We start from the raw sequence: 21713 nt of genomic DNA, 5'->3' as shown, positions 1-21713 counted from the left end.
GTAGGAGCGGCGCAAGCCGCGAGGAAGGTTTTGTAGGTCGGCCTTCAGGCCGACATCCACGCGGCGGACATGATTGTCGGCCTGAACGCCGACCTACACGATTTATCGCGGCTTGCGCCGCTCCTACCCTCTTCTCACGCAAACTGCTTCAAAAACCGCAAATCGTTCTCGAAGAACAGCCGCAGATCGTCCACGCCGTAGCGCAGCATGGCCAGGCGCTCGACGCCCATGCCGAAGGCGAAGCCGGTGTATTTCTCGCTGTCGATCCCCACGTGGGCGAAGACGTTGGGATGGACCATGCCGCAGCCGAGCACTTCCAGCCAGCCGGTCTGGCTGCACACCCGGCAGCCCTCGCCCGAGCACATCACGCACTGGATGTCGGCCTCGGCGGAGGGCTCGGTGAAGGGGAAGTAGGACGGGCGGAAGCGCACGGCCAGATCCTCGCGCTCGAAAAAGCGGTGCAGGAAATCGTTCAGGATGGCCTTGAGATCGGTAAAGGTGACCTGCTCGTCCACCATGAAACCTTCCACCTGGTGGAACATGGGGGTGTGGGTCAGATCCGAATCGCAGCGATAGACCCGCCCCGGCGCGATGACCCGCAGGGGCGGCTCGGCGTTCTGCATCACCCGGATCTGCACCGGTGAAGTGTGGGTCCGCAGCAGCCGGCCATCCGGGAAATAGAAGGTGTCGTGCATGGCCCGGGCGGGATGGGATTCGGGGATGTTGAGGGCCTCGAAGTTGTGGAAGTCGTCCTCGATCTCCGGCCCCTCGGCCACCTCGAAACCCATGCGCGCGAACAGATCCTCGATGCGCTGCAGGGTGCGGGTGACCGGGTGCAGGCTGCCAGCCGGAATCTGGCGGCCCGGGAGGGTCACGTCCACCTTCTCGGCGGCCAGCTTCGCCTCGAGGGCCGCCTGTTTCAGCTCGGCCTTGCGGGCCTCGATGGCCTGCTGCACCGCCTGCTTGGCCTGGTTGATGGCCTGCCCCGCCTTCGGCCGCGCCTCGGGCGGGAGCTGGCCGAGGGTCTTCATGCGTTCGGTCAGCTTGCCCTTCTTGCCGAGATACTCGACCCGGACCTGATCGAGGCCTTGCAAATCGTCAGCCGCCGCCACCGCCTTTTTGGCCTCGGCAACGAGCCGATCGAGTTCGTCTTGCATGTTATCCCCTTTTCTTGAGTGGCGAGGGACGAGTTGTAGGAGCGGCGCCCTCGCCGCGATTCATCTTCAGGCCGGAGGCATCACCCCACGATTGACGCCCCCTGTAGGAGCGGCGCAAGCCGCGATTATGCAGTCGCGGGTAGCCGGGGACAGGTGGCCGGAAACGGCATTCGGTTTTCTCGACTACCAGCTACCCCCGACCCGCTACCGCCGCATCGCGGCTCGCGCCGCTCCTACCATGATTGATACGTCCCTCGTCGCGGCGAGGGCGCCGCTCCTGCTGCAGGTCGGTCTTCGGCCCTCACACGAAAAAGGGAAGACCATCGGCCTTCCCTTCTTGCGCCCCGAGGGGCGGGTTCCGTCTGCCGTCGCGGCGCAGGCCGCGGCGGTCAGCCGGCCAGGCTGGCCTTGGCCTGTTCTGCCAGGGCGGCGAAGGCCGGCTTGTCGAAGACCGCCAGATCGGCGAGGACCTTGCGGTCGATCTCGATGTTGGCCTTCTTCAGGCCGTTGATCAGGCGGCTGTAGGACAGACCATTCTCGCGGGCACCGGCATTGATGCGGGCGATCCACAGGGCGCGGAACTGACGCTTGCGCTGCTTGCGGTCACGATAGGCATACTGGCCGGCCTTGGTGACGGCCTGGGTGGCGACGCGGAAGACGTTCTTGCGCCGCCCGTAGTAGCCCTTGGCCTGGGCGATGACTTTCTTGTGCTTGGCGCGGGCGGTGACGCCGCGTTTGACGCGTGGCATGTTCGTTCCTCCTCGTTAGCTGTAGGGCATCAGGCGACGCAGCATGGGCACGTCGGCGTCGGCCACCATGTCCATGGGGCGCAGCTGACGCTTGCGCTTGGTGCTCTTCTTGGTGAGGATGTGGTTCTTGAACGAATGGGCACGCTTGTAGCCGCCGGAGGCGGTGCGCTTGAAGCGCTTCGCGGCGCCGCGATTGGTCTTCATCTTGGGCATTTCGGTTACTCCATCTTGACGATTGAACGAAACGTGACGCAGGTATGCCTTGGGACCCGTCGTCACTTCTTCTTGGGGGCAATGACCATCACCATCTGCCGGCCTTCCATCTTCGGATACTGCTCGACGGTGCCGTACTCGGCCAAATCCTCCTCGATGCGCTTGAGGAGCTTGGCACCGAGATCCTGGTGGGCCATTTCCCGGCCGCGGAAACGCAGGGTGACCTTGGCCTTGTCCCCGTTGCTAAGGAACTTCTTCAGGTTACGCAGCTTGACCTGATAGTCCCCTTCTTCCGTCCCTGGGCGGAACTTCACTTCCTTGACGTGAATCTGTTTCTGCTTCTTGCGGGCCGCATGGCGTTTCTTGTTCTCCTCGAACAGGAACTTGCCGTAGTCCATGATGCGGCAGACGGGCGGATCGGCCTGCGGGGCCACTTCCACCAGGTCCAGATCCGCCTCTTCGGCGATCTTCAGGGCCTCCTCAATGGGCATGACCCCCAGCTGTTCGCCCTCGGCGTCCACCACCCGGACCTGCGGCGCCGTGATGTCCGCGTTGATGCGTGTTCTTTTGGTTGCGATACTTCAACCCTCCAAATGACTGCGGCCGCGGCTCGCGACTTCCGCGGTGAGGCGGGCGGTCAGGTCCGCGAGGGACATGGCGCCGAGATCCTCGCCGGTGCGCGTGCGCACGGCCACAGTGGAATTTTCGACTTCCCGATCGCCGACGATCAGCAGATAGGGAACTTTCTGCAGCGTATGTTCGCGGATTTTAAAGCCGATCTTCTCATTTCTCAAGTCGGTTTCGACCCGTAAACCGGCATCCCGCAAGGTTTTTTCGACTTTTTTCACGTATTCGGCCTGGCGATCGGTGATATCCATCACCACCGCCTGCACCGGCGACAGCCACAGGGGCATGGCGCCGGCGTAATGCTCGATGAGGATGCCGATGAACCGTTCCAGGGAGCCGAGGATGGCCCGGTGGAGCATCACCGGCACCTGTTTCGAACCGTCCTCGGCCACGTAACTGGCATCGAGACGGGCCGGCATGTTGAAGTCCACCTGAATGGTTCCGCACTGCCAGACCCGGCCCAGGCAGTCCTTCAGGGAGAACTCGATCTTGGGCCCGTAGAAGGCCCCCTCCCCCGGCTGGAGATCCCAGTCCAGACCCTTGTCGTTGAGGGCCTTCTCCAGGGCGTGCTCGGCCTTGTCCCACAGATCGTCGGAGCCGACCCGCTTTTCGGGGCGGGTGGAGAGCTTGACGATGACCTCGTCGAAACCGAAATCGCGATAGACCTCGTGGAGCAGATCGATGAAATCGGAGACCTCGCCCTGGATCTGCTCTTCCGTACAGAAAATGTGGGCATCATCCTGGGTGAAGCCCCGCACGCGCATCAGCCCGTGCAGGGTGCCCGAGGGCTCGTTGCGGTGGCAGGAGCCGAATTCGGCCATGCGCAGGGGCAGATCGCGGTAGCTCTTGAGCCCCTGGTTGTAGATCTGGATGTGGCAGGGGCAGTTCATGGGCTTGATGGCGAAGATCCGCTTCTCCGACTCGGTGATAAACATGTCGTCGCGGAACTTCTCCCAGTGGCCCGACTTCTCCCACAGCACCCGGTCGGCCAGCACGGGGGTGTTGACCTCCTGGTAACCGTGGGCGCGCAACTTCTCGCGCACGTACTGCTTCACCTGCTGGTAGATCCGCCAGCCCCGGTCGTGCCAGAAGATCATCCCCGGCGCCTCTTCCTGGACGTGGAACAGGTCGAGCTGGCGGCCGATCCGGCGATGATCCCGCTTCTCGGCCTCCTCGAGCCGCTTCAGGTAGGCCTTGAGGGCCTTTTTGTCCGGCCAGGCAGTGCCGTAGATGCGGGTCAGCATCTCGTTGCTGGCATCCCCGCGCCAGTAGGCCCCGGCCACCTTCATCAGCTTGAAGGCCTTGAGCTTGCCGGTGGAGGGCACGTGCGGGCCGCGGCACAGATCGATGAAGTCGCCCTGCCGGTAGAGGGAGAGCTCTTCCCCCTTGGGAATATCCTCGATGATCTCGGCCTTGTACTCCTCGCCCAGGTTGCGGAAGAAGTCGATGGCCTCCTCCCGGGGCATCACCGTGCGCTCCACGGGAATGTCCTGCTTCGCCAGCTCCTGCATCTTCTTCTCGATGCGGGCCAGATCCTCTTCCGTGAAGGGCTTGTCCCGGGCGAAGTCGTAGTAGAACCCGTCCTCGATTACGGGCCCGATGGTCACCTGGGTCTCGGGATAGAGTTCCTTGACCGCCTGGGCGAGCAGGTGCGCCGTGGAGTGGCGAATGACCTCCAACCCCTCCGGATCCTTCTCGGTGACAATGGCCACCTCGGCGTCGTGATCGACCACCGTGGAGGCATCCACCAGCCTGCCGTCCACCTTGCCGGCAATCGTGGCCCGAGCCAGCCCCGGACCAATGTCCCGGGCAATATCCATGACGGAAACAGGGTGATCGTAGCTGCGGCGCGAGCCGTCGGGAAGGGTAATGGTGGGCATGAATAACCGTCCTTTCGCAGTGGTGGCCCCTACCAAAGGCCACGTGCAGGTAAAATTTGTCGTCGAACCAGCCGATCCGTAGGTCGGGCTTCAGCCCGACAAACGTCATATCTTTTGATGCCATGGTCGGGCTGAAGCCCGACCTACCTACAGGTGAGAATGTCCCAAAAACAAAAAATCAGGGGCAAACCCCTGATTTTTTTGATGTATTCATGGATGAGTAGCAAAAGCCCTCTCCTCGTCACTCGGTCCTCGCCACTCGTCCCTGTCATCTGGTAGTCGCGATTGGATTCGAACCAACGACCCCCACCATGTCAAGGTGGTGCTCTAACCAACTGAGCTACGCGACTGTTGTCAGGCCGCGAAATGTACCGGAAGCCCCCCGTGAATTCAAGCCCTTGGCCCGCCCCCGGCCCACGCCACCAACCACCGATCCAGCCTCGCCAGACTCCCGCCCAGCCGGCCCCGCGCCAGCCACCAGCCCAGCAGCACGCCCGAGGCATTGGCCAGCATGTCCAGCACATCGAACATCCGGTACCCACTCCACCCCTGCACGAATTCCTGTCCCACCCCCAGCCCGACCAGCCCCAGTGCCCAGCGAACCTGCCGCCCTCGTTCCACGAGCTGCGCAAACCAGCCCATCATCACCCCGTAGGCCAGCAAATGCTCCAGCTTGTCGGCATGCCCGAATTCCACCGGTTCCGGCGGATCCGGCATCAGCGAAAGCCCCGTGACCGCCGCCACCATGCCCCAGCCGATGAGCCACCACAGGGTAGCGTAGCGATAAGTCAATGATTTTGTCATATGCAAACGTGTTCCCCCTCACCACGGCCCTCTCTCCAGAGGGGAGAGAGCGTGTACGTGCAATCGGCATGCAGTACATGCATGGTGTCGAACATAAGGGTTCCTTCCACCCCCTGTAGGAGCGGCGCAAGCCGCGATTCAAGTTCCCTACTCCCATTCTGGGAGACGACTGCATGGATGCAGGAGACAAGGCGAATCAGGAAGCCAGAGCCGAGGGCCGGGGTGAGGGGACACCACCAAACCGCCTACAACCAACGTGTAATGACTCCCACCCCTTCAGCCAGGTATAATACCCCGAAAATCAGCGCACCAACCCGGCACCGCGCACGACAAGGAACTCGTTCATCCATGGATAACTACATCGTCTGGCACCACGCCACCGTCACCCGCGAACGCCGCGAAGCCCTGCAGAAACACCGTGCCGCCGTGCTCTGGTTCACGGGCCTGTCCGGCTCTGGCAAGTCAACCCTGGCCCATGCCCTGGAAGAACGGCTCCACCAGGCCGGCTGCCGCACCTTCGTCTTCGACGGCGACAACGTCCGCCACGGCCTGTGCAGCGACCTCGGCTTCAGCGACGAAGACCGCAAGGAAAACATCCGCCGCATCGGCGAGATGACCAAACTGTTCGTGGAAGCCGGCGTCATCGCCCTGACCGCCTTCATCTCCCCCTTCCGGGACGATCGCAACCGCATCCGCCAGCTTTTCGACGAAGGCGACTTCATTGAGATCTACTGTAAGTGCTCGCTCGAAGTCTGCGAACAGCGAGACGTGAAGGGCCTCTACAAGCGCGCCCGCCAGGGCGAGATTCCCAACTTCACTGGCATCTCGTCTCCCTATGAGACACCGGAAAACCCGGAGCTGGTCATCGAAACCGACAGCCAGTCGCTGGAAGAGAGCGTGGACCTGCTCTTCGCGTTTCTGGCCGACCGCGGTATCGTCCCTGCATTGGCGGACCGTTCAGCGGCCAGCGCCACGGTCACCCCACTGCGCGGCTGAAATCTCGCGGCACTCACCACCATGAAAATACTCGTCACCGGCGGCGCAGGCTTCATCGGCTCGGCCCTGATCCGACACATCATCGCCGAACGCCGGGACACGGTTCTCAACCTCGACAAGCTCACCTACGCCGGCAACCTGCAGTCACTGCAACCGGTCGAACACTCGGAACGCTACCGTTTCCACCACGGCGACATCTGTGACACCGACACCGTCCGTCACCTCCTGGCCGATTTCCAGCCCGATGCCATCATGCACCTGGCCGCCGAATCCCACGTGGATCGCTCCATCGACGGCTCGGCCGAGTTCATGCAAACCAACGTCATCGGCACCCACATCCTGCTCGAGGAGGCACGCCGCTACTGGGAGGCCCTCCCGACCGGGCGCCGCGACCGCTTTCGCTTCCACCACATCTCCACCGACGAGGTTTACGGCGATCTGGAAGGCACGGAAGACCTATTCACGGAACAGACGCCCTACGCACCCAGCTCGCCCTACTCGGCCTCCAAGGCCAGCTCCGATCACTTGGTACGGGCCTGGCACCGCACCTACGGCCTGCCGGTGCTGATCACCAATTGCTCCAACAACTACGGCCCCTACCAGTTCCCGGAGAAGCTGATCCCGCTGATGATCCTCAACGCCATCGCCGGCAAGCCCCTGCCCGTCTACGGCGACGGCCAGCAGATCCGCGACTGGCTCTACGTGGACGACCATGTCCGCGCCCTGCTGCACGTACTGGAACAAGGCCGGACCGGTGAGACCTACAACATCGGTGGCCACAACGAAAAGACTAACTTGGAAGTCGTCCACGGTGTGTGCGACATCCTCGAAACGCTTCGCCCGGAAAAACCAGCCGGTGTTAGCCGATACCGGGAACTGATCACATACGTTGCCGATCGCCCCGGCCACGACCGGCGCTACGCCATCGATGCCGGCAAAATCCAGCGCGAACTTGGATGGGTGCCCGACGAAACCTTCGAAACCGGCCTGCGCAAGACCGTCGAATGGTATCTGAGCCACGACGAATGGATCCGCAATGTGCTCGACGGCTCCTACAGCGGCGAGCGGCTGGGCCTGACAGGGAGTGTCGGCGCATGAAGGGCATCATCCTCGCTGGTGGCAGCGGCACCCGGCTGCACCCGGTCACCCGGGTCGTCTCCAAGCAACTGCTGCCGGTGTACGACAAACCGATGATCTACTATCCGCTCACCACCCTGATGCTGGCGGGCCTGCGCGACATCCTGCTCATCTCCACGCCCCAGGACACACCGCGCTTCGAACAACTGCTCGGTGACGGAAGCCACTGGGGCCTTCGCATCGAATATGCTGTCCAGCCATCTCCGGACGGCCTGGCCCAGGCCTTTCTCATCGGCGAAGATTTCATCGGAACCGATCGCTGCACCCTGATCCTGGGCGACAACATCTTCTACGGCCACGATCTCGTGAAGTTCCTGCGCAGCGCCGCGGGACGTGAACAAGGCGCCACCGTCTTCGCTTACCCGGTCAAGGATCCCGAACGCTACGGCGTGGTGGAATTTGACGATACCGGCCGCGCCGTCTCCATTGAGGAAAAACCCGAACACCCGCGTAGCCGCTACGTCGTCACGGGCCTGTACTTCTACGACAATGCCGTCATCGAAATCGCCCGCAGTCTCAAACCCTCCGCCCGAGGTGAGCTGGAAATCACCGACATCAACCGCACCTACCTGGAACAGGGCAGGCTGAACGTCGAGAACCTCGGCCGCGGCATGGCCTGGCTCGACACCGGCACCCACGAATCCCTGCTCGATGCCGCCACCTACATCGAAACGATCGAAAAACGCCAGGGCCTCAAAATCGCCTGCCCCGAAGAAATCGCCTGGCGCCTCGGCTATATCGACAACACCCAACTCGAAACTCTGGCCAAACCACTCACCAAAAACGGTTACGGCCAATACCTCCTCCGAATCCTGGAAGAAGACCACCCCCTCTCCCCAGGGGGGAGAGGGTAGGGGTGAGGGGAGAAAACCCACAACAGCCATGAAAGCCACCCCCACCTCCATCCCAGACGTCGTGATCCTCGAACCCCACGTGTTCGGAGACGACCGCGGCTTTTTCTTCGAAAGCTACAACGCTCAACGCTTCCATGAACTGACCGGCTTCACCGGCGAATTCGTACAGGACAACCACTCCCGCTCAGCCCAAGGTGTCCTGCGCGGTCTGCACTACCAGATTCAACAGCCCCAGGGAAAACTGGTCCGCGTCGTGGCCGGCGAGGTCTTCGACGTCGCCGTCGATCTGCGCCGCAGCTCACCCACCTTCGGCAAATGGGTCGGCATCGCTCTCAGCGCTGACAACAAGCGCCAGCTCTGGATCCCCGAAGGCTTCGCCCACGGTTTCTACGTCGTCAGCGAAACGGCCGAATTCCTGTACAAGACCACTGACTATTACGCTCCGGAACACGAACGCAGCATCCGCTGGAACGATCCGCAACTGGCCATCAACTGGCCGATCACCACTGGCCCAATCCTCTCGCAAAAAGACCGCGAAGGGCTTCGCTTCGACGAAGCCGAATACTTCCCATGAAAATCCGAACAACTCCCAGATAACGACCACAGCACCGGATCGGCATCCCGAAATTCCGGCTCCGCTGCGCTTGATCCAGCCTACGATGCTTTGTGTAAGATTAATTTGGAACGTTCACTATTCGTCGCAAAATAATCTTTACTCTCGTGCGAAAGCGGGTTACATGTAGGAGCGGCGCGAGCCGCGAATCAGACAATGCCGAGGAACGAGAGACGAGGGCCGAAGTCACCGAAGCCAACCAGCCGTGTTTTTTCTCGGCCCTCGTCCCTCGCCACTCGGCCCTGCATGGCTCGCGGCTTGCGCCGCTCCTACAGAATATGTCCTGATGTTCGGGCAGGCGTCAAGTTGTGCAAATTCCGTTTCGAGACGGTAAAGCACATGCGTAGGCCGGGTTTCAGCCAGACATACCGAATCCAAAACCAATCCACCATGAATTTTGCTTGATGAACAAAAAAATCCTCATCACCGGCGCCGGCGGCCAGCTCGGCCTCACCTTGCAGCATCTGACACCCCGTGAGCACAAAATCGTCCCCCTCACCAGCAGCCAACTCGACATCACCAACCGCAACGCGGTACTCGAAACCGTCCGCGAAATCCGACCGGACGTCATCATCAACACCGCCGCCTACACCGCCGTGGACAAGGCCGAATCCGAACCAGACATCGCCATGGCCATCAACGGCCATGGTCCCGAAAACCTCGCCATCGCTGCACTGGAATCCGGCTGCCGCCTGATCCACATCTCCACCGACTTCGTCTTCGACGGCCGAAAGTGCCGCCCCTACACCCCCGAAGACGAACCCAACCCCCTGAACGTCTACGGCGAAACCAAACTCGCCGGCGAACAGGCCATCCAGAAGATCCTCGGACCTGAACACCTAATCGTACGCACAGCCTGGGTCCACTCCCCCTACGGCCACAACTTCGTCAAAACCATGATCCGTCTAATGCACGAACGCGAAGAAATCCGCGTTGTCTCCGACCAGTTTGGCACGCCCACCAGCACCTATAGCCTTGCAAAAGCACTATATATATTTGCCACCCTTGAAAGTGCAAGGGGTATTTACCACTGGACAGACAGCGGCAGCGCCACCTGGTACGATTTCGCCGTCGCCATATACAACGAATTGCAAAAATGCACCGCGCTCCCCTGCAAAAACATTATCCCCATCCCTACCAGCGAATATTCAACGCCTGCCGAACGCCCTCCGTTTAGCATTCTAGACAAAAAACGGGCCATTACGGCCCTTGAAACCCATCCGGAACACTGGACAACCGAGCTGATAGAATCGTTGTCCTGACACAGAACCTCGGTCTATTTCACCACCACCAAACCTCCTACCTTTTTCTTCCCATTTCCGATCAGATTGCTTTCCGGGACCAATCGCACCAACAATCGTCGCAAAACCTCATCATCATGACTGTTACAGGCTTCTGCCATCTCATCCAGTATATTTGTTAGCTCTGCCCATTCTACCTGTCTATACCGCGCCAGCAAAATCTTCTCATGACCGGTACCGGTCAGTGACTCCTGCTCATGGAACAGCTCCTCATACAGCTTTTCACCGGGGCGCAAGCCTGTGTAGACAATCTCGATATCCTCTCCCGGCTCTTGTCCCGCAAGGCGAATCATCTGCTCTGCCAGATAGCGGATCTTTACCGGCTCTCCCATATCCAGCACAAAGATTTCACCACCCTCCCCCATCACCGAGGCTTGCATGATGAGCTGGGACGCCTCGGGAATGGTCATAAAATAGCGCTCGATCTCGGGGTGAGTGACTGTTACCGGCCCGCTCGCCTCAATCTGCTTTCTGAACAGCGGCACCACACTGCCGGCGGACCCTAAAACGTTTCCAAAACGAACGGTAATGAAACGGGTATTCGAACGGGCATCCAGGTTCTGGCAAAAGATTTCCGCCACCCGTTTCGTGGTACCCATGACGTTCGCCGGATTCACTGCCTTGTCGGTCGAGATGAGCACAAACTCCGAGCACCTGTGGCGATCCGCGGCTTCCGCCACAACCCGCGTACCCAGCACATTATTGCGCACTGCCTCACGCACTTGATGTTCGAGCATGGGGACGTGCTTATAGGCCGCTGCATGAAACACCACCTCTGGCTGATGACGCGCGAAGGCCCGCTCCACAGCCCCGGCATCGCGCACATCGCATAGCCGAGCATGCAGCAAAAGGTCGGGGAAATCGCGGCCAAGTTCCAACTCGCTGGCGTAAAGATTGAATTCGCTGTTTTCCAGCAGGATCAGCTCGCCCGGCCCCAACTGGGCGAGCTGTCGGCACAGCTCGGAGCCGATGGATCCACCTGCCCCAGTCACCATTACCCTCTTCCCCGACAGGCCGGCACGGATGGCGTTCCAATCGAGGGAAACCGGCTCGCGACCCAGTAAATCCTCGATGGAAACCTCGCGCAGTTCGTTCACACCCACCTTGCCAGACATCAAGTCTGCGAGGCGCGGCAAGGTACGTATAGGCACTCCGGCCTCCTCGGCCAGTTCAACCAGCCTGCGGATCTGCTTCGAATTGGCCGACGGAATAGCCAGAATCACCGCCTCGACCGACAATTCCTTCACCAGTCGAGGTATGCGATCACACTTATCCAATACCCGGATGCCGTGGATCTCCCGTCCCTCCTTGCCCGGTTCATCATCGACAAAACCCACGGGCCGATAGGCGTGGCCAGGATCTCGCAGCAGATCGCGCACCAGCATCTCGCCCGCACGTCCGGCACCCACCACCAGAACCCGTTTACCGACACCCAAAGGAAGACGGAAATCCTTGAGCCAGCGGTAAAAAAAGCGGGGCCCACTGAGCAAACCCACAAGCAAGATGATGTAGAGAATCGGCACCGTGCGAGGGATGTCGTGAAGGCGTGTCCAAAGGAAAAGCAGTGCAAAGGAAATCGCAACACCTACCGCAACAGCCTTGAGGATCCGCAGCAGATCGGGCATGGAGGCAAAGCGCCACATTCCGCGGTAGAGACCAAAGTACCAGAAGCAGGCACCCTGCACCGGTACCAGCAGCCACAGCGCCTGCTGCATGGCCGTCAACATCTCGGGAGGAATCGCGCCCAGATTGAAACGCAACCAGTAGGCACCCAACCAAGACAACGGGATCATAGCCAAATCCAGCAGTGCCACAAGCAGAGTTTTCCGGGTGCTGTGCAATGCTTTACGCAAGTAACTTCTCACAAAAGCTCCTTTCGTTGACTATCCCAGACATCATATTCCATGCTTTTCTCAAAGCAGACCTCTGAGACCCACTATCTTTCCAGCTTAATCAGTGCTTTACAAAGCAGAAAAACGCCCCCTTTTACTCGATGAATATAGTGCGCAACGGTATTATGAGGGACACAACTAAACTCACCTGCGAGGTAACCAGTGTGCCGCTTCATCATCGAGCAATCCGACATCGACATTACCTTTCATTCCGGGCTGGCGCTGGCAAGTGGGCGTGGCACTGAACGGGCACTGCGATCTGACTGCGAAGTTCGGAACTATAGTCAAATCTGGTGTATGTCATGATCAGGCGGCGTTCCTGTTGTCCTCGGAATCATGGTTGTTCACTTCAATGCCATCCTTGAATCTCACTCCTTCAATCACCTTGGCCAAGAGCTTGAATCCCCGGATTCGTCGCCAGCATTTCTCGGCACTCACGCCCAGCTTGTAGATCATGGCCAGCATGGTGTTTCGGCTCATGTATCCCTTGGCTCGGTCCGTCCGATGCCGAATCGTCGCGAAGGTCGACTCGATCGGATTCGTCGTCCGAATGTGCACCCAGTGCTCGGCCGGGAAGTCGTAGAAGGCCAGTAGGGCATCTCGGTCCTTCTCAAGGCAAGCAACCGCCTTCGGGTACTTGGCCTGGTACGTCTGCACAAAGTGCTCGAAGGCTTTGTGCCCGAGGCCCGATTCTCTGCCATCCAGATTTCCTGCAGCGCCTGCTTCGCCTTGGGCTGTACACCCTTCGGCAGGTAGTTCAGCACGTTCGCCGTCTTGTGTACCCAGCAGCGCTGGTGCCGGGTCTCGGGGTACACCTCCTTCAGCGCCGCCCAGAAGCCCAGGGCGCCGTCGCCCACCGCAAGTTTCGGTGGATTGGCAAGACCGCGTCGCTTCAGGTTCAGAAGCACCTCCCGCCAGCTCTGCGTCGATTCCCGCACGCAGTTCTCGATGGCCAGAAAATGCTTCTCGCCCCAGTCATTGACGCCAATGACCACCAGCACGCACAGCTTCTGTTGCTCGGCTCTCAGACTGCTGTAGATGCCGTCCGCCCACGGATAGACCCAGCGGTCCCGCTACGTCCCGGCGGCACCAGTCGGCGTTCTCGGCCTCCCATTCCCGCTTCAGGCGGCCAATCACCGTGGCCGACAGGCCCTTCGCTTCGGAGCCAACCAGCACGTCCAGGGCCTCCTACATCTGCCCCGTGGCAATGCCCTTCAGGTACAGCCACGGCAGGGCTGCCTCCACGCGCCGGGCCTAGCGCACATAGGGCGGACCTGCGAGGAGCGAAATACCACCGGCTCGCACGTCCGGCTGGCACCTTGACCGACACCGGGCCCACCCCGGTCAGAATCTCCCGCCGTAGCAGGTAGCCGTTTCGGACCACCGCCCGGCGGCCCTGTTCGTCCCGCACCTCGGCGTATTGGGCCAGCAGCTCGGTCAATTCCGCCTCGATGGCTTGCTGAATCAGGCGTTTGGCGCCTTGGCGGAGAAGCTCCGTCAGCGGGTCCGAAATCGCCTCTGGCGCCGGAAATTCGATTACGCTATCTTTGCTCATGGTGGCGTACCTCCTCTGCTGTTTCAGTTCATGACAAACCGATTTCAGCAGGGTACGCCGCCTTCTTCAATCACCCCGTACACCAGTTTCAAGCATAGCTCACTGATGGTGGGAATCTCACTGATACTGGTTAAAGGCATCAATAATTACGTCAATTACACGACTCTGTTGCTCCAGAGTCATGTTAGACCCGGATGGCAAGCACAGTCCATTTTCAAATAACATATTCGAAACACTCTTGTTTTGAACATATGAAAAATACTCGCAATCTTTAAATAAGGGCTGCATATGCATTGGTCGCCAGACTCGACGAGCCTCAATATCGTTGTTAGCAAGGTGAGTGATTAGCTCATCCACTGTAAGTGGACTGTTATTGGGATCTATAGTAAGGCAGCTCAGCCAACGAGTGCTTATTCCATAATCCGCCTCAGGCATCCACTGAATATAAGGAATATCGCTCAACCCTTCCTTATAGCGGTCAAAGATATTACGTCTCGCCGCAATACGATCATCAAGCACTTTTAGCTGGCCACGACCTATCCCCGCAAGCACATTACTCATACGGTAATTATAACCAACCTGGGAATGGAGATAATAAGGTGCGTTATCTCGCGCCTGAGTGGATAAAAAACGTGCTCTTTCCACAAGATCGGCATCGTCAGATACCAGCATTCCACCGCCAGATGTAGTGATAATCTTATTTCCATTAAATGAGTAAACACCAATCGTACCTAGCGTTCCACTTGCTTTGCCTTTATATGTTGCACCCAGTGACTCGGCCGCATCTTCAATAATCGGAACATCAAATCGATCACATAAAGATTTAATCGAGTCCATATCTGCACTCTGCCCGTAGAGATTCACTACAATTACTGCCTTAGGCAGCTTCCCGGACGCATCGGCATGAAGTAATGCTCGCTCAAGTGCGCGGGGTGACATATTCCACGTATTCGTATCAGAGTCAATAAAAACTGGCGTCGCGCCCTGATACAATATCGGGTTAGCGCTTGCCACAAATGTCAGACTTGAACAGAACACGGTATCGCCACGTCTAACTCCAAGCAGAATCAGAGCAAGATGGAGCGCAGCTGTCCCAGAACTTAGGGCGGCGGCATGTTCGATACCCACCATCTCAGCCAGTTCTTTTTCAAAGGCATCAACATTAGGGCCTAAAGGAGCTATCCAGTTGGTATCAAAAGCCTGGTTTACAAAATTCAGCTCCTGGTTACCCATGTGCGGAGTAGATAATAATATCGGCTCTTCGAGATCGTGAAGTTGGACGATGCTCACGGGTTTGCCACTCTCATCCAACAGGGGAATTTGATTTACTTTCTCACGCCGCATCAATGCCAGTAGTTGATTGCCTGAGCTAGTCACCGGTGCCGTGACAGGTGGCTTGGCTGGCAATTCGAAATCCGTCATATCCAGTGATACATTCTTGAGCAATAAGCGCCGCAAGTCACCATCCGTAATCGTGCGCAGCAATTTTCCTGACTCATCCACCAGAAGCAGGATGCCTTGCCTGCCTTTATCCATATACTCGAACATCTCACGCAACGAGAGCCCGGATCGAACGATAAGGCGTTGCACATCATGCATTGTTTTTTCTCTCACGAGCAGGCACCCCGACCACGGTGCAGCCAGATTTCACATCAGCGGTTACTACCGCACCGGAACCGATAATGACATTATCACCCACTACCACGCCCGGCAACACTACTGCTCCGCTGCCGACCAACACACCATCACCGAGACTCACATTACCCCCAAGGGTTGCATTGGGCGCTATATGGCAGCATTTCCCAATGCGGCAATCATGGTCGACCACCGCCCCATGATTGATGATGGTTGCAGTCGCAATTCGCGCCAGCGGAGCCACCACGGCACGCGCCGCGACAAACACTCCATCTTCCAGTTCGGCAGAAGTTGCAAGAGTAGAATCTGGATGAATAATACTGAACCAGCCACGTAACCCGCCCCCCAGTTCTGACAATAACCGTTTTCGTATTTGATTATCACCGATCGCCAAGTGGCCCAAGGGTGGGAGTTTGGTCGCCATGTCAGCATACTCTATTTCTACCCCGAGCAAACTTTTACCGGCATATGCCGGTTCACCATCGAACAACCGGGCTGTCTCGCCTCTGCTCTGCAGAGCATCGAGCACCACCCTGGCATGGCCACCGGCACCGAAAATGAAACGTTCAGTAGACATTGCTTTTCATTAGCAGTTCAGGGCCGATGGGCAGTGTAGCAAGCAGCTCAACGATACGCTCCCCGGCACGCCCGTTACCATAGACATTGGTCACCTCCTGGCGCCCCTCAGCAAGCGCCGCGTGCAGTGCCTCCTTGATCGCCTCACGCGTCACAGGAACATCACGTACATTCGCACTGCGCTCGCGCCCCAATTGACGGTCGCCGACATTGACCACCGGCGTGCCCAACGAGGCGGCCTCGATAATGCCGCTGCTGGAGTTTCCTACCATGACGTCTACCGCCGCCATCCAGTCGATGAAATCGGCGCGCGGTAAATGGAGCAGCGTTTTGAAACGCCCTTCTGTCTGCTGCATCACCTCACGGATTGCCTCGCCGCCAGCATCAGCATTAGGCATCATCAAAAGAGCCTGTAACCTGGGAATTGCAGCCAGAGCATCGAGCAGGATCACGGCCTGGTCAGCAGCCTCATCCACTTGCTGCACAATCGGGTGGAATACCGCCAGAGCGATGGGAAGTTCTGGATCAAAAGCCATCTGCTCCGCCAGTTCTGTACGTCCACGTCGCACCGACTCGACCAGGCCATCAAGCCCCGGCGCGCCGGTTACAAAGATATGCTCAGCCCGCTCGCCCATGCGGATTAGCCGCTCACGTGCTCCTGTGGTGGCGGTAAAGTGGTAGTGGGCCAGTTTGGAAATGGCATGGCGCACTGGCTCATCCACGGTACCCGAACGCTCGCCGCCATGCAGGTGGACTACTGGAATGTTAAGGTGCAGGGCGGCAATCGCTCCGGCAAGCATCTCGCCCCGGTCGCCAAGCAGCAATACCAGATCCGGGCGTTCATGCTTTATAATGTCGACCATACCGAGTAATTCCTGACCAATAGCGCGCGCCATCACTGCACCATCATCGCTGCGCAATGTCACAGGCACCTGTGCAACGACCGGCAAACCACTTGCCTCGATCTCGCGAACCGTTTCACCATAATGAGGATCGAGATGCATGCCTGTAACCAGTAGCGAAAGGCTCAGCTCTGTGGAGGCGTGGATTCGCTCCAATGTGGTACGCATCAGTCCAAAATCAGCGCGAGTGCCGGTGATGTAGAGAATACGGCGCATCTCACGCGAGATCCTCTTCGTGCAAGGTTTCGCCCGCTTGCATGGGGTGACATAAGGTGCGACCGATCACCTCCTCGAGTTTGGCTGGCGGGAGGCCATCACCCGGTCGCATAAGAGTAAGCATCTCACGGGTCAACGTGACCCCGGCAGCCACATCGAGCGCCAGGGTGACGCTGCGGCGTGCGGCAATGCGGACTTCCAGCTCGGGGCCAGTGGGGGCTTTTTCGGGGCTGCCAAGGAGGGTATCGGTGTCACGGATTGCCTGTACCATTCGTACAAGCTCGCCCGGCTCCAGCGAAGCGGCGTGGTCTGGTCCTGGCAGGCTGCGGTCAAGAGTGAAGTGCTTCTCGAACACAGTCGCCCCCAGGGCCCGAGCGATGGGAGCAACCATAATACCAGCGGTGTGGTCTGAATAGCCCACTGGCACGCGGAAAGTATCGGCCAGAGTCTGCATGGCGCGTAAATTCACATCAGCCAGGGGGCTCGGATAGTTGGAAGTACAATGGAGCAAAGTGAGCACTTCGGCGAGTGGCTCGGCAAATCCATGTTCCTCGCGCACAGCAGCGATTAGCGCCACCGCCTCGGCCACCTCATCAAGGTCCGCCATACCCGTTGAGAGAATCATCGGCAGTCCTTTAGCGGCGAGAAAGCGCAAAAAGGGTAGATTGGTCAACTCGCCGGAAGGGATCTTCAGTCGACGGCAGCCCAGACCGATCAGGAATTCAGCCGACTCTTCATCGAAGGGCGTAGAAAGGAACTCGATTTTTTTATCAGCACAGTAGTCAGCCAGACGCTGGTAGGCCGCATCAGAGAGTTCTAACGCCTTGAGCATTGCGAACTGATCGCCCGCCCCCGTCTGCACCTGCTGATAGGCCGCTTTCCTCGCCCTTTGGGTGACCAACTTTTCCGTCTTGAAGGTTTGGAATTTCACCGCATCAGCCCCGGCATCGACCGCGGCATCCACTAGCCTGAAGGCCAGCTCCTCCGAACCGTTATGGTTTACACCAGCTTCGGCGATGATGTAGCAGGGGTTCATGCAGGATAAGTTATTACTCATCAGAAGCTGCCTTTACTAACAACTTGCCGCACTGTCCAGATCAGGATCTTAAGATCGAGCCAAAAGGAAGCCTTGTTCACATATTCCAAGTCAAGGGTTTTACGTTCTCCCGGCTTGGCCTCCGAGCGAACAGAAGCTTGAGCAAGCCCAGTGATTCCGGGACGAACCCGATGGCGGGTCTGCCACTCTTCCTCAGTATAATTTTCCCTTTGGGAGGGAACATCAGGGCGTGGACCGACCAGACTCATGTCTCCAAAAAGTACATTAATTAGCTGGGGCAGTTCGTCCAGGCTAGTCCTTCGAAGAAAGCGGCCGCAACGAGTTATGCGAGGGTCGTCACGTGCTGTGCTAAAACCACCTAATTCTTCGGCATCGGGTACCATAGTGCGAAACTTAAGCATTTCAAATGTATGCCCTTCTCGCCCCACCCTAGCCTGGCGGAAGAATACCGGACCGGTGCTATCGAATTTGATGGCTATTGCAATGACGGCCATGACAGGAAGTGAAAAGACAAGCAGGATCCCAGCCACAATAATATCGAACAAGCGCTTGGCCATCATAATCAGAGCTGTCCGTAGCGTTGTTTCAACAAAAATTCGACAATATGGAAATCCAGGGGGCTGTCGATATCCACCGACCGCTCGCGGGGCATCACATGCAGGCGAGTCCGACCTTCCCACAATCCCTTGGACAGGGTATGACGGTGCCAGCAATAAATGGATGCGTTCATCGCATAGACTTTGGGCGCCTCCTGACGCGCCGCTACTCCGCAAGGGGGTGACTTGACAAGCCGGATATTCCCATCTGGCCTGGCCTCGACCATGTTGAAGTAGGGATTCTTATCTGCCTCGTAGGCAGTGATCACCACGTCTGTCTGATCGTCCAGCATCGACATACAGGTCTCGATATCGGAGATATCACGCAGAGGTGAAGTAGGATCAAGATCGATTATTCGAGTCACCGGTTCAACATGAGCATCGACCCAATCGACCAAATGTCGTATAACCGCCAGTTTTGGAGCATTACTCGTAGCCAATTCAGCAGGGCGTAAAAATGGGACCTCAGCCCCAGCTTGGCTCGCCACTTCAGCAATTGCCTCTGAGTCGGTAGAGACGAAGACCTTATCAATTTCTGGAACCGCAAGAGCTTGCTCGATGGTATAGCAAATCAGAGGTTTACCCAATAACGGCTTGATATTCTTGCCCGGCACCCCAACGGAACCGCCCCTGGCACAGATTGTTGCAATCGTAGTCATTAGGACTCCTTGGCGAGAACGGCCAATTCCGCGCTTTTTAAACCTTCAGCAATATCCTGTGAAGTCTGATTTCCCTCAACTACCGCATGCAAAAACTCAGACATTGCATCTCTATAAGTCTGCGCAACGTCAAAATCATCCGGGTTACGGGTAACATATTCTCGACCGGAAGGGGTATCAATCCACATTGAACATGAAAGCAAGTCCCAATGCAGGGTACCTTTTGAACCAATAAATTCATAGCGTCTGATCGGAGGGCGGGCAATATAATCCAGACCAATGGAGATCACCTGTCCTCTTTTGGAGGACCCAAGAATAATTGCTGCCACAGATTCGGTTTCAATATTTAATGGCGCATACTTTTCTGTTAATGACCGAACCGAATCAAAATCGCCCAGCAGCCAACGTGCGGCGTCAAGCTCGTGCACCAGATCAAGTACAACACCTCCACCCTGCCGAGGATCGGAACTATAGCTATTGCGATAATCCTGATTCGGGCGCCAATCAGGTAACCATTGTCCGGCTTGCATACACGCCCTAACTACGTCGCCAATATCACCACTCGATAACATACCACGTAATTTTTGCATGGAGCGCAAAAAACGTAAGTTACAGCCCACCATCGTTGCCGCTCGATAGTTATGAGAGCTTAGCGCCACTTTCACTTTCGTCAATTCCTGCCGACTCACAACAACCGGCTTCTCGATGTACATAGGAATATTGGCTTTAATCGCATCAACAATCAATGTTGCATGGAGGGCTGATGGCGTTGCAATAACAACACAATCCACACTCATGGATAGAGCCTGCTGAAAGGATGACACGATGGTGGCTTCATATTCTGACGACAGTGCATCCCGCCTTGCATCCGCACGGAGAAAGACAAATTCAGAATCTGGATCAATATTCCTGATATTACGGATATGCCTAAGACCAATAGAACCTGTGCCTGCCACTAGGATACGCATGCTATTCGTTTATCCAATTACCGTTAATGTCACAACGCGGCGGGGAAGAAGCAAAAAACGAGAGTATATTTTCGGCTGCATTGGGTGGATTCTCGAATACAGGCGAGGATGCCCGTCGTGAAAGTTTTTCATCGTCACGTTGTTTCAGAGCCTCAACGACTGTCCGCTCCAATTCCTCATATCGGTTGACAAGCCTCGCACCACCATAAGACAGATAAGGAATAATCTCTGGTTCGCCTGACTTATCCATAACTATTAATGGAACCCCACAAAAAATACATAGCAAGCCTACGGTTGATCGAAAGATTAACACCACATCAGAAATTTTTACTACTGAAAGGATATCTTCACCTTGCAACAGACAAACGTTCTCTGGCAAGCTGTCAATTCTGCTCTCAAATTCTCCGACACTTACAGATGGGTGCAATTTAATACAGACGATCCAATCGGGATTCTTAACAGCTAATTGCACCATATGCATCGATTGCTCATATAGCACATCACGACGTGCCGGTGACACATAGGTAATGACAGGCCTGCCAGCTTCAGACAACCTGACTAAATCATCGACCGGCATAACAGATTCATATTGCTCCACCCATTCTGAAAAAACAGGTTGACCTAATGCATGTACCCGCTCTGTATCCAGCCCCGCCTGCAAGAAACGCTGGCGCACGTAGTCGTTTAAGACTATAACATGATCAGGTAGCGCATCTGGCTTCACCACCAGCTCACTGCTATCCAGTGAACGCTCGCCAAGCAGTGAATAGCCCAACAGATCCTCAATCAATATACTTGTTATATTATGGCGCCTTGCAACAACAACCGCAGCCTTTTCCATACGAGTATAGCAAGTCGTGATTACGAGATCCGGTCTCTCCACATCCAATACATGATTGATAAACCCGGTAGGAAAAAAAACTTTACGACCTGATTCTTCATATAACTTCCATGCCTTTTGCTCGCCCACCATGTTGATCAAGTCAACCATTGACACGCCAAGGTATGCGCAGGAATCGTCATAAGGTATACCAGAAGATGGGTACCAGATATCGGCTGATAACTTCTTACCAATGCCCTTGGCAGACTCATAACCCCTGATCGGAAAATAATCGCTGCAGCGTTTGTAGGCAATACCATACCGGTCAAATATAGAACCAGCAGTCGTTAAAGCTAGAATGGAATATTCCAGACTAGCATAAAGTTCAATCTTTCTTACAAGACGTGCAACAATGTCTGCATGCCCACCACCATAGGTTACAAAGAGCAACTTTCTGTTATTCATGAGCAGATACTAACCAGGCAAAAAGACACCCGACATTAAGC

Annotated in this window: 20 protein-coding genes, 1 tRNA gene and 1 pseudogene; 5 read left to right on the top strand and 17 right to left on the bottom strand. The window is 57.1% G+C overall.

Annotated elements, in window-relative coordinates; all coding sequences use genetic code 11:
- Positions 1–134 precede the first annotated feature (134 nt).
- From pheS to ACZ5BH_RS12460, 7 genes are all read right to left on the bottom strand, one after another.
- On the bottom strand, positions 135–1157 hold the full coding sequence (gene pheS / locus ACZ5BH_RS12490) for a phenylalanine--tRNA ligase subunit alpha (RefSeq protein WP_464889590.1): 1023 nt from the start codon (positions 1155–1157) through the stop codon (positions 135–137).
- Positions 1158–1546: 389 nt separating this feature from the next.
- Positions 1547–1906, bottom strand: coding sequence for a 50S ribosomal protein L20 (rplT, locus tag ACZ5BH_RS12485; RefSeq protein WP_464889589.1), 360 nt, complete (start codon positions 1904–1906; stop codon positions 1547–1549).
- A gap of 15 nt (positions 1907–1921) precedes the next feature.
- On the bottom strand, positions 1922–2119 hold the full coding sequence (gene rpmI / locus ACZ5BH_RS12480) for a 50S ribosomal protein L35 (protein WP_464889588.1): 198 nt from the start codon (positions 2117–2119) through the stop codon (positions 1922–1924).
- Positions 2120–2181: 62 nt separating this feature from the next.
- Complete coding sequence (gene infC, locus ACZ5BH_RS12475) at positions 2182–2640, bottom strand: translation initiation factor IF-3 (protein ID WP_464889587.1); 459 nt, start codon at positions 2638–2640, stop codon at positions 2182–2184.
- Between the two features lie 60 nt (positions 2641–2700).
- Positions 2701–4626, bottom strand: a complete 1926-nt coding sequence (gene thrS, locus ACZ5BH_RS12470) for a threonine--tRNA ligase (protein ID WP_464889586.1) — start codon at positions 4624–4626, stop codon at positions 2701–2703.
- 273 nt (positions 4627–4899) lie between these two features.
- Positions 4900–4976: transfer RNA gene (locus tag ACZ5BH_RS12465), tRNA-Val, on the bottom strand.
- Between the two features lie 40 nt (positions 4977–5016).
- Positions 5017–5430 carry a VanZ family protein gene (locus ACZ5BH_RS12460; protein WP_464889585.1) on the bottom strand — a complete coding sequence of 138 codons (414 nt, stop codon included), beginning with the start codon at positions 5428–5430 and terminating at the stop codon, positions 5017–5019.
- Between the two features lie 348 nt (positions 5431–5778).
- Between ACZ5BH_RS12460 and cysC the strand changes: the two genes are divergently transcribed.
- The 5 genes from cysC (at position 5779) to rfbD (ending at position 10292) form a co-directional block, all read left to right on the top strand.
- Positions 5779–6426 (top strand): adenylyl-sulfate kinase, encoded by a 648-nt coding sequence (gene cysC / locus ACZ5BH_RS12455; RefSeq protein WP_464889584.1) that lies wholly within the window; start codon positions 5779–5781, stop codon positions 6424–6426.
- A 21-nt stretch (positions 6427–6447) separates the two neighbouring features.
- Entirely contained in the window at positions 6448–7524 is a 1077-nt protein-coding gene (rfbB, locus tag ACZ5BH_RS12450; protein WP_464889583.1) for a dTDP-glucose 4,6-dehydratase, read from the top strand.
- Positions 7521–8417, top strand: coding sequence for a glucose-1-phosphate thymidylyltransferase RfbA (gene rfbA, locus ACZ5BH_RS12445; RefSeq protein WP_464889582.1), 897 nt, complete (start codon positions 7521–7523; stop codon positions 8415–8417). Before rfbB ends, rfbA begins: the two co-directional genes overlap by 4 nt.
- A 28-nt stretch (positions 8418–8445) precedes the next feature.
- Entirely contained in the window at positions 8446–8991 is a 546-nt protein-coding gene (gene rfbC / locus ACZ5BH_RS12440) for a dTDP-4-dehydrorhamnose 3,5-epimerase (RefSeq protein ID WP_464889581.1), read from the top strand.
- Positions 8992–9434: 443 nt separating this feature from the next.
- Entirely contained in the window at positions 9435–10292 is an 858-nt protein-coding gene (rfbD, locus tag ACZ5BH_RS12435) for a dTDP-4-dehydrorhamnose reductase (protein WP_464889580.1), read from the top strand.
- A gap of 14 nt (positions 10293–10306) precedes the next feature.
- On the opposite strand, the gene ACZ5BH_RS12430 is transcribed toward rfbD, so the two are convergent.
- The 10 genes and pseudogenes from ACZ5BH_RS12430 to ACZ5BH_RS12385 form a co-directional block, all read right to left on the bottom strand.
- Positions 10307–12124: a polysaccharide biosynthesis protein gene (locus tag ACZ5BH_RS12430; protein ID WP_464891220.1), complete on the bottom strand. Its 1818-nt coding sequence runs from the start codon at positions 12122–12124 to the stop codon at positions 10307–10309.
- A 405-nt stretch (positions 12125–12529) separates the two neighbouring features.
- Positions 12530–13778: pseudogene (locus ACZ5BH_RS12425) on the bottom strand (IS256 family transposase).
- 117 nt (positions 13779–13895) lie between these two features.
- Complete coding sequence (locus ACZ5BH_RS12420) at positions 13896–15392, bottom strand: aminotransferase class I/II-fold pyridoxal phosphate-dependent enzyme (protein WP_464889579.1); 1497 nt, start codon at positions 15390–15392, stop codon at positions 13896–13898.
- Positions 15370–15990 carry a NeuD/PglB/VioB family sugar acetyltransferase gene (locus ACZ5BH_RS12415; RefSeq protein WP_464889578.1) on the bottom strand — a complete coding sequence of 207 codons (621 nt, stop codon included), beginning with the start codon at positions 15988–15990 and terminating at the stop codon, positions 15370–15372. Before ACZ5BH_RS12415 ends, ACZ5BH_RS12420 begins: the two co-directional genes overlap by 23 nt.
- The gene (neuC, locus tag ACZ5BH_RS12410; protein WP_464889577.1) at positions 15980–17107 is read right to left on the bottom strand and encodes a UDP-N-acetylglucosamine 2-epimerase; all 1128 of its coding nucleotides are present in this window, start codon (positions 17105–17107) and stop codon (positions 15980–15982) included. The genes ACZ5BH_RS12415 and neuC overlap by 11 nt, the downstream gene beginning before the upstream one ends.
- 1 nt (position 17108) lies before the next feature.
- On the bottom strand, positions 17109–18164 hold the full coding sequence (gene neuB, locus ACZ5BH_RS12405; protein WP_464889576.1) for an N-acetylneuraminate synthase: 1056 nt from the start codon (positions 18162–18164) through the stop codon (positions 17109–17111).
- Positions 18164–18724 (bottom strand): sugar transferase, encoded by a 561-nt coding sequence (locus tag ACZ5BH_RS12400; RefSeq protein ID WP_464889575.1) that lies wholly within the window; start codon positions 18722–18724, stop codon positions 18164–18166. Before ACZ5BH_RS12400 ends, neuB begins: the two co-directional genes overlap by 1 nt.
- Positions 18725–18726: 2 nt before the next feature.
- Positions 18727–19419, bottom strand: coding sequence for an acylneuraminate cytidylyltransferase family protein (locus tag ACZ5BH_RS12395; protein ID WP_464889574.1), 693 nt, complete (start codon positions 19417–19419; stop codon positions 18727–18729).
- The gene (locus ACZ5BH_RS12390; RefSeq protein WP_464889573.1) at positions 19419–20387 is read right to left on the bottom strand and encodes a Gfo/Idh/MocA family protein; all 969 of its coding nucleotides are present in this window, start codon (positions 20385–20387) and stop codon (positions 19419–19421) included. Before ACZ5BH_RS12390 ends, ACZ5BH_RS12395 begins: the two co-directional genes overlap by 1 nt.
- A gap of 1 nt (position 20388) precedes the next feature.
- A complete protein-coding gene (locus tag ACZ5BH_RS12385; RefSeq protein WP_464889572.1) occupies positions 20389–21672 on the bottom strand; it encodes a glycosyltransferase family protein in 1284 nt (427 codons plus the stop codon).
- Positions 21673–21713: the final 41 nt, after the last annotated feature.

The sequence above is a fragment of the Thioprofundum lithotrophicum genome, from assembly GCF_055387065.1.
Note: the sequence above shows the minus strand (reverse complement) of the source record. Positions and strands in the feature narration are given on the sequence as shown.